Here is a 12,347-nt window from a genome sequence, read left to right on the forward strand (position 1 = left end):
GGCTCGTCTGGGCCTGGCGACTGCGAAGGTTCCGGCTTGGACACAGGACGTCGGCGCCGGCCTAGCTCTGCTCCCCTGTCCAGCGGGCGTCCTCGGCATCCCACGCCGCATTGCGCTTCGCGACCGTCTCGAGTGCATGCGTGGCGTCGTCAGCGGAGGGGAACGGACCGAGCCGGTACTGGGCAGGACACTTGTCGTCCCCCGTCTCGACCCGGTCGTGGCGCAGGCACCAGAAATAGGCACCCTCGCCCGGCCCACTGTCGTTCATGCCATCACTGTGCACCCGGAACCGGCCAAGCGCTACCGATTCCGGCAAAAAGCCCAGCTCTTCCATTGTGGATCGTCGATTCACCGCCCTCCGGGCAGACGGCGACGCCCGCCCCGCCGGGTGGCGGGACGGGCGTCGGAAAGGGACAGACGGGCGGTTTCAGCCGAGTTCGGCGGCGACCAGCTCGGCGATCTGGACGGCGTTCAGCGCCGCGCCCTTGCGCAGGTTGTCGTTGGAGATGAACAGCGCCAGGCCGTTGTCGACGGTCTCGTCGGCGCGGATCCGGCCCACGTACGACGGGTCGCGGCCGGCGGCCTGCAGCGGGGTCGGTACGTCGGACAACTCCACACCGGGCGCCCCGGCCAGCAGCTCGCGGGCCCGCGCGGGGCTGATCGGCCGCGCGAAGCGGGCGTTGACCTGCAGCGAGTGCCCGGTGAACACCGGCACCCGGACGCACGTGCCGGACACCTTGAGCTCCGGAATGCCGAGGATCTTGCGGCTCTCGTTGCGCAGCTTCTGTTCCTCGTCGGTCTCGTCGCTGCCGTCGTCGACGATCGACCCGGCCAGTGGCAACACGTTGTACGCGATGGGGCGGGCGAACGACCGCGGCTCCGGGAACTCCACCGCGGACCCGTCGTGGGTCAGCTCGGTGGCCCGGTCGGCGACCTTCTGCACCTGCTCGTCCAGCTCGGCCACGCCGGCCAGCCCGGCGCCGGACACCGCCTGGTACGTGGTGGCGACCATGGCCACGAGACCGGCCTCGTCGTGCAGCGGGCGCAGCACCGGCATCGCGGCCATCGTGGTGCAGTTGGGGTTGGCGATGATGCCGAGCGGCCGCTGCCGTGCCGCCTCGGGGTTGACCTCGGCGACCACGAGCGGGACCTGCGGGTCCATCCGCCAGGCGCTGGAGTTGTCGACGACCACGGCGCCGGCCTCGGCGACGCGGGGGCCGTACTCCTTGGAGCTGCCCTTGCCGGCCGAGAACAGGACGAGGTCGAGGCCGCGGTAGTCGGCCGTCGCGGCGTCCTCCACGGTCACCTCGGAGTCCTGCCAGGGCAGGGTGCGCCCGGCGGAGCGGGCGGAGGCGAAGAGCCGGAGCTGGTCGATGGGAAACTGGCGCTCAGCGAGGATGCGGCGCATGACTCCGCCGACCTGTCCCGTAGCGCCCATGATGCCGATCCTCATGGCAACAAAGTACGACCTGCCATCCACGGGCGGTACGCGGTATCCCATTCGCTGAGCGGCCGACGGCGACGGCGAGTCACCAGTCTTCCACATTTCAGGATTTCCTTCCCGCATGGCAGGACACAGGAGTACTCCTGAGGGTATGGCTGCCGTCTACACCCACGGGCATCACGAGTCGGTACTGCGCTCACACCGCTGGCGCACCGCAGAGAATTCCGCCGCGTACCTGTTGCCGTGGCTTTCTTCCGGCCTGACCGTGCTGGACGTCGGCTGCGGACCGGGCACGATCACCGCCGATCTCGCGACGCGCGTCACTCCGGGCCGGGTCACCGCCCTGGAGGTCACCGAGGCGGCGCTGGACCTGGCCCGCACAGAGGTGCGCGGGCGCGGCATCACGACTGTCGACTTCGCGGTCGGGGACGCGCACGCCCTGGCCTTCCCGGACGCCACCTTCGACGTGGTGCACGCCCACCAGGTGCTGCAGCATCTGGGCGATCCGGTCGCCGCACTGCGCGAGATGCGCCGGGTCACCCGGCCCGGTGGCCTGGTCGCGGTCCGCGACAGCGACTACGCCGCGTTCACCTGGTTTCCCCGGCTGCCCGAGCTGGACGAGTGGCTGGAGCTGTACGAGCGGGTCGCCCGCGGCAACGGCGGCGAGCCGGACGCGGGCCGCCGCCTGCTGTCCTGGGCGCATGCGGCCGGGTTCACCGATGTCACGGCGACGTCCAGTACCTGGTGCTTCGCGGACGAGACGGACCGCGCGTGGTGGGGCGGGCTGTGGGCGGACCGGATCCGGCACTCGGACTTCGCCCGCACCGCCGTGACCGGCGGCGCGGCCACGGCCGCGGATCTGGACCGCATCGCGGACGGCTGGCGGCGCTGGGCCGCCGACCCCGACGGGTGGTTGTCACTGCTCCACGGCGAACTGCTCTGCCGTGTCTGACGGAACCGGTCAGACCCCGTTCGGCTTGTACGCCCAGTGCCACGTCTCGCGGGGCACGTTCTCGTCGAAGCCGTACTGGGCGGCGTGGGTCCGCATCCAGGCCAGGGCCTTGGCGTTGAGGTCCAGGTCGGCGGCCATGCCCCAGCCGTGCTCGCTGGTGCCCGGCTTGGCGGCCAGCCCGCCCTGCGAGTACAGGCCCTTGCGGCGGACCAGGTCCACCTGCTCGTCGTAGGACCGGTAGGAGTCAGTGATGCCGATCTTCACGCCGTCCTTCTGGGCGTCGGCGATCAGCTTGGTCAGCGACTCGGCGGCGGGCGCCCACAGCCGGTGCCGGGTGTCGCCCACCTGCCCGAGGGCGCTCGCCGGGATCTTGCCGTTGCCGTACGCGGCGAGGTCCGTCGGGATGCCCTTGGCGTTGAGCGAGTACGACTTGGCGGAGGACGTGGACGACTGCTGGGTCGAGACCGCGTCCGCGAGGTAGCTGGCGAAGGCGGTGCCGCCCGTGGCCGAGGTGCCCTGGGTGGTGGCCTTGGTGCCGGCTGCGGCGGCCGGCGCGGTCTGCAGCGCGATGATCCGGCTCTGGATGTCGGCGATGCGCGAGTTCACTGCGTCGATTCCCACGCCAGCACGTTCGGCCAGCGCCGGAAAATCTGAGTGGGAATCCCCGGTCAGACCGCCAGCGGCAGGGCGATGGTGTGCGCGGTGTGCGCCACCTTGGCCGCCAGGTACCGCACGTTGGCGGCGGAGGCGTGCACCCCGGTGGGCACCACGTCACGGACGTCGACACCGAGCGCGCGCAGCTGGGCCGGCTTGTCGGGGTTGTTGGTCAGCAGGTCGACCGGGCCGACGCCCAGGGCGGTGAGCATCTGGGCGGCGGCGGTGTAGTCGCGCTCGTCGTCGTCGCGCCCCAGCGCCCGGTTCGCCTCGTAGGTGTCCATGCCGTCGTCCTGCAGGGCGTACGCGTCGAGCTTGGCGTACAGGCCGATGCCGCGGCCCTCCTGGCGCAGGTAGAGCAGGTAGCCGCCGACCGAGGCGATGCGCTCGACGGCCTCGCGCAGCTGCGGGCCGCAGTCGCAGCGCTGGGAGCCCAGGACGTCGCCGGTGAGGCACTCGGAGTGGGGTCGCACGAGCGGCACGTCGGCGTTCGCGACGTCGCCGAGCGCGAGAGCCAGGTGCTCGCGGCCGTCGGCCAGGCCGGTGAACGTGACCACCTCGGCGGTCGTCGTGTACCCGTCGGCGAACTTCAGCGGCACCGTGACCCGGGTCCGAACCTCAGACATGACGGCCTCTCTCCTGCACTTGACGCTTCAAGTGCGCCTCGACCATACGCCCCCGCGACAGGGGAAGCCACGAGCCGAACGTCACATCGACCCCGCTGCCACCCGACTTAGGCCAGGTCAGCGGGGTTGGTGTTGGCCCCGCACAAGAGCACCACCACGCGCTCCCCGGCGGCGGGCACGTACGCCCCGCTGGTCAGCGCGGCCTGCGCCGTGGCGGCGCCGTGCTCCACGACGATCCGGTAGTCCTCCCACAGCCGGCGGCGCGCGTCGACGATCGCCTGGTCGTCGACCAGCACCGAGGCCATCCGGGTGCGGACCGCCACCTCGAAGGGAAGGGTCCCGATCCGGCGGGCACCCAGCGAGTCGGCCGCCACCCCGGAGACCGGCACGTCGACCGGCTCCCCCGCGGCCAGGGCCGCGGCCAGCGACGCGCAGGTGCGCGGCTCGACGGCCACCACCCGGGCGTGGCCGTGCAGCGCGGCCGCCACCCCGGCGGCCAGGCCACCGCCGCCCACCGCCACCAGGACGGTGTCGAAGCCGCCCTCGTCCAGCAGCTCCAGCCCGGCCGAGCCGTTGCCCGCGACCATGTCGGGATCGTCGTAGGCGTGACAGAACAGTGCCCCGGTGGCCTCGGCCTGCACGATCGCGGCGGCGTACGCCTCCGCGTACTCGTCGCCGATCTGCACCACCCGGGCGCCCAGCTTGCCCAGCTTGGCGACCTTGACCGGCGGCGCGGTCACCGGCACGTACACCTCGGCGGGCACACCCGCCTCGCGGGCCGCGTACGCGGCGGCCAGGCCCGCGTTGCCGCCGGAGGCCGCGACGATCCCGGCGGTCGGCAGCTCGCCGCGCTGCGCGGCGGCGAGGATCCGGTTGAGCATCCCGCGGGCCTTGAACGACCCGGTGTGCTGCAGGTATTCGAGCTTGAACAGCGCGGACCCGTCCCGCAGGATCGGGGTACGGCGCACCCGCCCCGCGATCCGCTCGGCCGACGCGCGGACATCCTCGCTGGTCGTCACCGGCCCAGTTCTACACGACCGGCCCGGTTCTACACGACGCTCCAGGCGTGCCGGGCCAGCGGCAGGGCCGGATGCTCGCCCCCGACCAGCCTGGCCAGGTCCAGCAGCCGGTGTGAGAAGCCCCACTCGTTGTCGAACCAGCCCCGGACCTTGAGCCCGCCGTCCGCCGTGGCCTGCGTGCCGGACGGGTCGAACAGGCACGACGCCGGGTTGCCCTTGACGTCGATCGAGACGGTCGGGTCCGGGTCGTACGCCAGCACTCCCAGCAGCGACCCCGCCGCGGCCTCGGCCATCGCGCTGTTGATCTCCTCGACGGTGAGCGGGCGTTCCGCCTGCCCGGACAGCTCGGCCAGCGACCCGATCGGGGTGGGCACGCAGTACGTGCTGTACCGGATCTCGCCGAGCCGGGGCAGCACCACCCGGACGAGGTCGCCGACCACGTGGTCGTGCGGGACGATGCTCTCGTTGGTGGCCCGGCCCAGCCGGGGGTCGTCCCGGGAGGTGCCGGACGTGGCGTCGTGCACCCGCTGCCAGCCCTGCGCCGACAGGATCACCGACGTGCTGACCTGCCGCAGGCCGAACCGGTCGAGCAGCACCTTCGCCATGACGGTCAGCGCGTTGACGCCGCACGAGGCGGGCGAGACGACGTCGTGCCGCGCCGGGTCGTACGTGTGGTGGTTGGCGCCGTAGACCAGGAACGCGTCAGGGTCGGTGGCGGACGCGCTGACCACGACCTTGCGGGCGCCGCCGTGGGTGATGTGCATCCGGGCCAGGTCGCCGCTGCGGAACTGGCCCGTGGCCTCGATGACGACGTCCGCGCCCACCGCCGACCAGGGGATCTGGCGTGGGCTGCTCTCGTTGAAGGCGCGGATGGGCCGCCCGTTGACGACCAGGTAGTCCGGCCGGGCGGCGACCGTGCCGGGGAAGCCGCCGCGCAGGCTGTCGCGTCGCAGGGCGTACGCCAGCCGCTCGACCGGGGCGACGTCGTTGATCGCCGCCACGGTCAGGCCCGTCTCCGGGCCCGCACCGACGATCCGCATGAGGCTGCGGCCTATCCGCCCGAACCCGTTGATGCCAATCGCGACAGTCACCAAAGACTCCTCACGGCCGCAGGGTGCCCCTCATGGCGCGACCGTATCGGTATCACTACCAGGTTCAACAGGACGTCACTCGTCAGACACTATGAGTACGCAAGTTGCACGTCAACGCACTCGCCCCGGCTCCCCCTCCGGGGTCTCGCGTGTGGACATGAACCTGCAGGTCAGACGTCGAACGATGCAACGTGGACAGTGGTCGCGCCCCGGTGTCACACCGCATCTGGCGATGCGACACCGCAGAGATCATCCCTGAGCCCCGCGGCGATCGCCACGCCGGGTCGTACATATGATCCTCTATGGACGGCCGGTGATCGAACCATGGAGCCGGTTATCGGTCACCGCGCCGTTGCGGGGGTTCAATCCTCGGCCAGCCGGGAGTTGATCAGGCGCACCTCGACCGGTGCGCCCGGGCCGCCACCCGCCCGCCCCGCGTACTCGGGCACCCCCACGCAGGTGAACAGCAGCGACACCAGGTCGTCCGGCTCGCCCAGCAGCCCCGGCACCGCCGAGTCGATGAAGGTCATGCCGGTCGCGCTCGCCCCCAGCGCGTACGCCGCGAGATGCAACCGTCCCTCGGCCACCCCGGCCGCCAGCTGCGCCTCCCGGTAGCCGTGGTCGTCCAGCGCCGCGGCGGGCACGGCCGACATCGCCACGTACGCCGCCTCGGCGCCCAGCGTCTGACCCACGCACAGCCACTCCATCTCGGACCGCAGGTCGCCGGTCTTCAGCGGCGTGTCCAGCTCCGGCCAGCGGTACAGGCCCGGAGCCACCCCGTCCACGCCGTGCACCGCCACCCAGTGCGGCACGGTTATGCCGCGCAGGGCCGCCGCCATCGACCATTCCAGGACCGGCCGGGGCACCGTACGGGAACGGTCCATCCGGCGCTGGGAGCCGCGCTGCAGCGTGACCGCGTCGAGCGAGGCGGACGGCGCGGCGTCGGCCAGCGGCGCCCCGTCCGGCCACGGCGGGCCGAGTTCGTCGCACTCCCCCGCCCGCTGCGCCGCGGTGCACAGCGGGAACTCCTCGGCGGGCAGCTCACCGGCCGCCGCCGGGCCGCCCGCGCCGATCGCCGGTGCCGCGTCACCCAGCGACAGCAGGGCCAGCGGGTACTCGTGCACCCCGTCCGCGCCGACCAGCGCGCGCACGGCCGCGTCCGGGAAGCGGGTACGCAGCCGCGGCGCCAGTCCCGCACCGGCCGCCGCCGCCAGCAGCTGCGCCAGCAGGGTCCCGGCGTCCCAGTACAGGTGCCGGAAGCCGCGCTCGGCGTAGCGCCAGCCGGTACGCCACGGCACCCCGGTCACCACGAGCGTGGTCGCCTCGCCGGACGCGGGCGGCCCGACCGTCCGGAGCGCGTGCCGTACCGGGTCGTACCAGTGCACCCCGTCGGGCACCCCGGCGACGCCGCGGGTCGACGCGTACACCTCCAGCGGGAAGCGACCGCCAGCGGAGCCCGCGGCGCGGAACAGGTATTGGCGGCCGCGGCGCTCGGCCGTGCGCACGACGCCCGCGCCGAGGAACAGGATCCGGCCCAGCTGGGCCGCGTCCAGGGGCTGCGCCGGGCACGGGTGCCCGGCCAGCACCGCGGTCGCCGCGACCCCGGGATCGGGCAGCTCGCGCGGCAGGTCCAGCAGGGGCAGGCCGTCCGGATAGCTCTTGACCGGCGGCGGCATCCTCTCGAGATCGTTCGGGGTGAAGTCGTGACGCACCCGCGGGTCGTCCACGGGCACGTCCCACTCGCGGTCGGGGGTGTAGGACGTCAGCCGGTGCAGCAGCCCGGCGCCGGAGTCGAGATCCACACGGCCACTCTGCCAGCCGCCGCACGCACCCGCCACGACATCGCCCGGCGCCGCCTCACCGCACCAGCGGCACTGCCAGGAACTCCCGGGCACCGCGCAGGCGGGTACGCAACAGCGCGGCCGCCCGCTCGGTACGCAGCCGTACGTCGGTGGGCATCGGCAGCCCCCGGTCGGCGATCGTGCCCGCCGGGATGAGCGCGGGGTCGAGACCGTCGCGCCGGGCGACCAGCACGCCGAGGTCGTAGCGGCTGATCGCGTCCGCACCTGCCACGTTGAGCACGCCCCGGTACCCGTTGTCGGCCAGTTCGAGCACGGCGTCGGCGAGGTCGTCGGTGTGCACGGGCCGGCGGATCTGATCCGTGAACAGCATCCCCTCGACGCGCCCGGCGATCAGATCGTGGGTCAGGACCTCGTGCATACCGGTGCCGTCGCCGAGGATCAGCGAGGTCCGGACCACGGCGGCGCCGGGATCGATCGCGCGGACCGCCGTCTCGGCCGCGGCCTTCGCCGCACCGTAGCGGTACACCGGGTCCGGCAGCGCCGACTCGTCGTAGTGCACCTCCCGGCCGGAGAACAGCGCGTCGCTGGACAGGTGCACCAGCCGGGCGCCCACGGCGACGGCCGCCAGCGCCACGTGCGCGGCGCCGTCGGCGATGACCCGCCAGTCGTCGCGGCCCGCCGCGGCGTGCACCACGACGTCCGGGCGTACCCGATGCAGCAGCTCGCGGACCGCGACCGGATCGCGCACATCGAGGCGCTCGGCGGCCGCCGCGCCCGCAGCGGTGAAGTACGTGCCGACGACGGTCCAACCGGCATCGGCGGCGCGGGCCGCCGTGCGGCGCCCGAGGTGGCCGGTGGCCCCGACGACGAGGATGCGACGAGTCATGGGTACGGACCGTAACGTGCGTGGTCCACCCCGGGCCGGGCCCGCGCACGGGACCCGGGTCAGCGGCCCTTGTTGCGGCGCAGCGTGATGATTCCGGCGATGACGAGCAGGATGGGCAGGAAGAGGCCCCACATCAGCCAGCCGTTCATGAAAGCCTCCTGATCACGGTGGGCACCGGTCCGGGCCGGTGGATCACGGGCGGCCCGGGGCCGTGGCGTCCGGCCGCGTCCACGGTCCCCCGCCCGGCCGGTGAGGAGATCACCCCCACCGGATGAAGTCGGGCCGGACGGGTGCCCCTGCCGTGATCCGGTGTCGCACGGCGGCGACCAGGCGGTACGTTCGCACCATCGACCCCGTCTGCGCTGGGAGCAGCCGATGCAGCCCAACGTCTCCGCCGGGACCGCCCTGCACGGCGGCACGGCACCGGCCCGCAGTGACCGCGCGCTGCTCACGTACTGCGACGACGCGACGGGTGAACGCATCGAGCTGACCGCCGACGCCCTGGGCGTCTGGGCCGCGCGGACCGCCGGGCTGCTGTACGACGGGTGCGGCCTCGGCGTCGGCGACCGCGCCGCGGTGTTGTTGCCGCCGCACTGGCAGACCGCCGCCGTGCTGCTGGGCGCCTGGTCGGTGGGGATCGCCGTGTCGTTCCGCCCGTGGGCGACCGCCGGGTTGTCCCCGGCCGACACCGACGCCGACGAGCCGCTGGAGGCCGTGTTCGTGTCCCGCCAGCGCCTGGGCAACTGGCTGGAGGTGGTGCCCGAGGCGCGGCACCGGTTCGTGCTCGGCCTGGATTCGCGCAGCGCCCCGGCGACCACGGTCCCGGCGGGCTACCGGGACTACCTCACCGAGGTCGCCCGCTACTCGGACACCCCGCCCGCGTACGGGTCGATCCTGGGCACGGACGCCGCCAGCCCCGACGGCACGACCTTCCGCCAGTGGGAGACCGTGGCCCAGGGCATCGCCGCGTCGCTGGACCTGCGGCCCGGCGACCGGCTGCTGGTGGACGCGGGCGCGCACGAGCAGCCGGTCGCCTGGCTGCTAGCCCCGCTGACCGCCGGCGCGTCGATCGTCATCTGCGCCAACATGGATCGCACCGCCCTGGACGCCCGGATCGCCGCGGAGGGCGCCAACCGCGTGCTGTGACGGGGGCCTTCGAGTGTCAGTGCTCGGGGAGTTGACGCATGGTGCGCAGCGGGGAGAACAGCACCCAGAGCGTGCCGAGCAGCGCGCCGACCGTGGCGATCCACAACGCGGGGCGGATCCCGATCGTCGCGCCCAGGGCGCCACCGAGCACCGCGCCGAGGGGCCGGATGCCGTAGTTGACGGTGCGGTTGAACCCGGCGACCACGGCCAGCATCGCCTGCGGTGTCGCCGCGGTCTGCACCGAGCCGGACGTGATGTCGAGCAACATGACGCCCAGGGCCGAGACGAACTCGGCCGCGAACAGCAGGGCGAGCACCACTGGCGGTGGGCCGCCGGCCAACGGTACGAGGATCAGCGGCGCCGGGAACGCGACGAGTCCGAGGATCAGTGCGGGGCCGATGCCGATGCGGCGGCTGATCGGACCGGCGAGCGCGGCACCGAGGAGTCCACCGGCCGCGCCGGCGCCGATGACCAGGCCGAGCGTGCCCGGGGCGACGTGCAGGTCCTTCGTCACGTACAGGATGAACAGCGCGGCGAAGATGTAGTTGAACAGGTTGAGCGTGGTGGTGCCGAGCAGGATGGCCCGCAGGATCGGCGAACCTGCCACGTACCGGACGCCGGCGGCCAGGCGCGGGCCCGGAGTGTGGTCCACGGGTCCCTCGGTGATGTCGGTGCGGGACAGCAGCGCGGCCGACGCCAGGTAGCTGAGCACGTCGGCGACCAGCGCGAACGGGGCGGTGAACACCTGCACCAGCACGCCGCCGACGCTCGGCCCGACCAGGTACGACAGGGCCCGGCTGCCGTTGAGCAGACTGTTGGCCCGCACGTAGTCCGAACGGGGCACCAGCGAGGCGAACAGGCTGCTGGCGGCCACCTCGAAGACGACGGAGAGGGTGCCGGCCAGGAAGGCGACCGCGTACAGCAGCGGCAGGCTCAGGGCGTTCACCCACCACAGCATTGGTACGGCCAGCAACAGCGCCGCCCGCCCCAGGTCGGCGGCGACCATGAGTCGTCGTTTGCGCGGGTACCGGTCCACCCAGGCGCCCGCCGGCAGGGAGAAGAACAGGTTCGGCAGCAGCGCGGCGGCGGTCAGGTAGCCCATCTCGACCGGCCCGGCGCCGATCGAGAGAGCCGCCAGCAGGGGCATGGCCAGCACGCTGACCTGATCGCCGAGCAGGGAGACGGTCTGCGCCGCCCAGTAGCGCCGGAACGCGGTCCGGTGCAGCAGGTCGGGGATGCGCCGGCGGCGGGTCGGCGCCGGTCGCGGGAGCGTGGCCGCCTCAGTCACGGCCGGTCTCCTCGTCGTCCCCCGGTACCGGCCCGCGCGGAATCGCCAACTGGATGAGATGGATGGGTCGGGACGCGGGCGGACGTTGCGCCGGGTCGGTGAGCCGCTGGTCGTACCGGGAGAACAGCGCCTCGATCTGCTCCGTCAGCTCGCGCAGTTCCGCCGCGGTGACGTGCAGCAGCGCGTCGCTGAAGCCCGCCGCGGCCCGCCACTCGGCGGGCTCGTCGCCACGGACGGCGAGGTAGTCCCGGGCGCTCTGCATGAACAGGCCCAGCAGCACGCCGTTGAGCTCGTCGGCCGCCGCGCGCATGGCCGGGTCGTCTGTGTCGTCGTCCCAGGCCGTGGACTGCGCGGTGGCCCGCCACGGCCGCTCCCGGCTGTCCGCTCCCGGCGCGCGTTCGGCCAGGCCGTACTTGGCGAGCTGGCGCAGGTGGAACGAGCAGTTCGGCACATTGTCGTCGAGCCGCGCGGCCGCCCGGGTGGCGGTCATCGGGCCCTCGCTGCGCAGCAGCCCGATCAGGCGCATGCGCAGCGGGTGCGCGTACGCCCGCAGCGTACGTGGATCGGTGATCTTGATGGAGTGTTCGGGTGTCGCGTCCTGCATACCCTAGAGAATGCTTTAGAAAGATGTCTTTAGCAACCCCTCACCCCGGCCGTGATCAAGCCCAGCCGCGATACAGCCAGGCGTACCGGCGCAGCACGACGCTCCCGCGCGACTCCAGATCCGCGATCAGCCGGGCGCGGAACTCCGCCCGCCGTTCGGCGCTGAGATCGTCGAAGAACTTGCGGGTGCCGTGCGTCTGCAGCCACTGCCAGAAGGTCTCCGCGTCAGGGACGGCCAGCTCGATGCGCAGATCCGTCTCGTCGACGCCGGTGAAGCCCGCGGCGGCCAGCGCCTCCCTCTCCTCGAACGGCTCACCCATACTCCCGCCCGGCGGCAGATACCGGGAGAACTCCGCGAACAGTGCGTCCGATCCGTCGGCGAACTCGAATCCGTCCGGCACCCGGCCGGGTCCGGTGAATGCGAACAGGCCACCCGGCTTCAGGACGCGCTTGACCTCGCGTACGGCAGCCTGCGGCTCGTCGAGCAGGTGCATGACGAAACCGGCCGTCACGACGTCGAATGTGTCCTCGTCGAAGTCGAGCCGCCCCGCGTCCATGACCCGGGCGTCGATCCCGGCATGCTCCCGCTGCAGCTGGCGGACCATGCCGGTCGAGGCGTCCGTGGCGGTCACGGCGAATCCCCTGGCCTGCGCCGCGACGGCGATGGCGCCGCGCCCGGCGCCGATGTCCAGGAGGCGGTCACCCGTGCCGGGCATGGGCAGCCGGTCCACGCAGAGCCGCCCGAACGACTCGAAGAACGGCAGCACCTCGTCATAGCGATCGGCAACCCGATCGAACAGCTCGACAACGTCATTGGACATGGCCACGCATCCTCG

The 12,347-nt window shown here is 72.8% G+C and carries 13 protein-coding genes; 2 read left to right on the plus strand and 11 right to left on the minus strand.

Annotated elements, in window-relative coordinates:
- Positions 1-61 precede the first annotated feature (61 nt).
- Complete coding sequence (locus tag ACMCNN_RS21910; RefSeq protein ID WP_412742389.1) at positions 62-334, minus strand: hypothetical protein; 273 nt, start codon at positions 332-334, stop codon at positions 62-64.
- Between the two features lie 93 nt (positions 335-427).
- A complete protein-coding gene (locus ACMCNN_RS21915) occupies positions 428-1,453 on the minus strand; it encodes an aspartate-semialdehyde dehydrogenase (RefSeq protein WP_412742390.1) in 1,026 nt (341 codons plus the stop codon).
- A gap of 142 nt (positions 1,454-1,595) precedes the next feature.
- Here ACMCNN_RS21915 and ACMCNN_RS21920 point away from each other — a divergent pair, with 142 nt between their 5' ends.
- A complete protein-coding gene (locus ACMCNN_RS21920) occupies positions 1,596-2,396 on the plus strand; it encodes a class I SAM-dependent methyltransferase (protein WP_412742391.1) in 801 nt (266 codons plus the stop codon).
- A 9-nt stretch (positions 2,397-2,405) separates the two neighbouring features.
- Here the strand turns inward: ACMCNN_RS21920 and ACMCNN_RS21925 are convergent, their stop codons facing one another.
- The 6 genes from ACMCNN_RS21925 to ACMCNN_RS21950 all read right to left on the minus strand — a co-directional run bounded on the left by ACMCNN_RS21925 (position 2,406) and on the right by ACMCNN_RS21950 (position 8,474).
- Positions 2,406-3,017, minus strand: coding sequence for a D-alanyl-D-alanine carboxypeptidase family protein (locus ACMCNN_RS21925; protein ID WP_412742392.1), 612 nt, complete (start codon positions 3,015-3,017; stop codon positions 2,406-2,408).
- Positions 3,018-3,064: 47 nt separating this feature from the next.
- The gene (locus ACMCNN_RS21930) at positions 3,065-3,676 is read right to left on the minus strand and encodes a GTP cyclohydrolase II (protein WP_412742393.1); all 612 of its coding nucleotides are present in this window, start codon (positions 3,674-3,676) and stop codon (positions 3,065-3,067) included.
- 107 nt (positions 3,677-3,783) lie between these two features.
- A complete protein-coding gene (locus ACMCNN_RS21935) occupies positions 3,784-4,695 on the minus strand; it encodes a serine/threonine dehydratase (protein ID WP_412742394.1) in 912 nt (303 codons plus the stop codon).
- 29 nt (positions 4,696-4,724) lie between these two features.
- Positions 4,725-5,786 carry a type I glyceraldehyde-3-phosphate dehydrogenase gene (locus ACMCNN_RS21940; protein WP_412742395.1) on the minus strand — a complete coding sequence of 354 codons (1,062 nt, stop codon included), beginning with the start codon at positions 5,784-5,786 and terminating at the stop codon, positions 4,725-4,727.
- 362 nt (positions 5,787-6,148) lie between these two features.
- Positions 6,149-7,588, minus strand: coding sequence for a hypothetical protein (locus ACMCNN_RS21945; RefSeq protein ID WP_412742396.1), 1,440 nt, complete (start codon positions 7,586-7,588; stop codon positions 6,149-6,151).
- Positions 7,589-7,643: 55 nt separating this feature from the next.
- Positions 7,644-8,474: an SDR family oxidoreductase gene (locus ACMCNN_RS21950; RefSeq protein WP_412742397.1), complete on the minus strand. Its 831-nt coding sequence runs from the start codon at positions 8,472-8,474 to the stop codon at positions 7,644-7,646.
- A 375-nt stretch (positions 8,475-8,849) separates the two neighbouring features.
- Here ACMCNN_RS21950 and ACMCNN_RS21955 point away from each other — a divergent pair, with 375 nt between their 5' ends.
- The gene (locus ACMCNN_RS21955; RefSeq protein WP_412742398.1) at positions 8,850-9,620 is read left to right on the plus strand and encodes a TIGR03089 family protein; all 771 of its coding nucleotides are present in this window, start codon (positions 8,850-8,852) and stop codon (positions 9,618-9,620) included.
- 16 nt (positions 9,621-9,636) lie between these two features.
- Here ACMCNN_RS21955 and ACMCNN_RS21960 read toward each other — a convergent pair whose 3' ends face one another.
- From ACMCNN_RS21960 to ACMCNN_RS21970, 3 genes are read right to left on the minus strand one after another with little or no spacing between them, the layout of a single operon-like run.
- Positions 9,637-10,908: an MFS transporter gene (locus tag ACMCNN_RS21960; RefSeq protein WP_412742399.1), complete on the minus strand. Its 1,272-nt coding sequence runs from the start codon at positions 10,906-10,908 to the stop codon at positions 9,637-9,639.
- Positions 10,901-11,512 (minus strand): winged helix-turn-helix domain-containing protein, encoded by a 612-nt coding sequence (locus ACMCNN_RS21965; protein ID WP_412742400.1) that lies wholly within the window; start codon positions 11,510-11,512, stop codon positions 10,901-10,903. The genes ACMCNN_RS21960 and ACMCNN_RS21965 overlap by 8 nt, the downstream gene beginning before the upstream one ends.
- A 55-nt stretch (positions 11,513-11,567) precedes the next feature.
- Positions 11,568-12,332 (minus strand): class I SAM-dependent methyltransferase, encoded by a 765-nt coding sequence (locus ACMCNN_RS21970; protein WP_412742401.1) that lies wholly within the window; start codon positions 12,330-12,332, stop codon positions 11,568-11,570.
- Positions 12,333-12,347: the final 15 nt, after the last annotated feature.

Source organism: Krasilnikovia sp. MM14-A1004 (assembly GCF_047159485.1).
In the GTDB taxonomy this organism is placed as follows: Bacteria; Actinomycetota; Actinomycetes; order Mycobacteriales; family Micromonosporaceae; genus Actinoplanes.

Excerpts from the sequence above, each read along its gene's own strand:
- ACMCNN_RS21910 (WP_412742389.1), bottom strand. The coding sequence starts at position 334 with ATGGAAGAGCTGGGCTTTTTGCCGGAATCGGTAGCGCTTGGCCGGTTC.
- ACMCNN_RS21970 (WP_412742401.1), bottom strand. The coding sequence starts at position 12,332 with ATGTCCAATGACGTTGTCGAGCTGTTCGATCGGGTTGCCGATCGCTAT.
- ACMCNN_RS21920 (WP_412742391.1), top strand. The coding sequence starts at position 1,596 with ATGGCTGCCGTCTACACCCACGGGCATCACGAGTCGGTACTGCGCTCA.
- ACMCNN_RS21915 (WP_412742390.1), bottom strand. The coding sequence starts at position 1,453 with ATGAGGATCGGCATCATGGGCGCTACGGGACAGGTCGGCGGAGTCATG.
- ACMCNN_RS21965 (WP_412742400.1), bottom strand. The coding sequence starts at position 11,512 with ATGCAGGACGCGACACCCGAACACTCCATCAAGATCACCGATCCACGT.
- ACMCNN_RS21955 (WP_412742398.1), top strand. The coding sequence starts at position 8,850 with ATGCAGCCCAACGTCTCCGCCGGGACCGCCCTGCACGGCGGCACGGCA.
- ACMCNN_RS21930 (WP_412742393.1), bottom strand. The coding sequence starts at position 3,676 with ATGTCTGAGGTTCGGACCCGGGTCACGGTGCCGCTGAAGTTCGCCGAC.
- ACMCNN_RS21950 (WP_412742397.1), bottom strand. The coding sequence starts at position 8,474 with ATGACTCGTCGCATCCTCGTCGTCGGGGCCACCGGCCACCTCGGGCGC.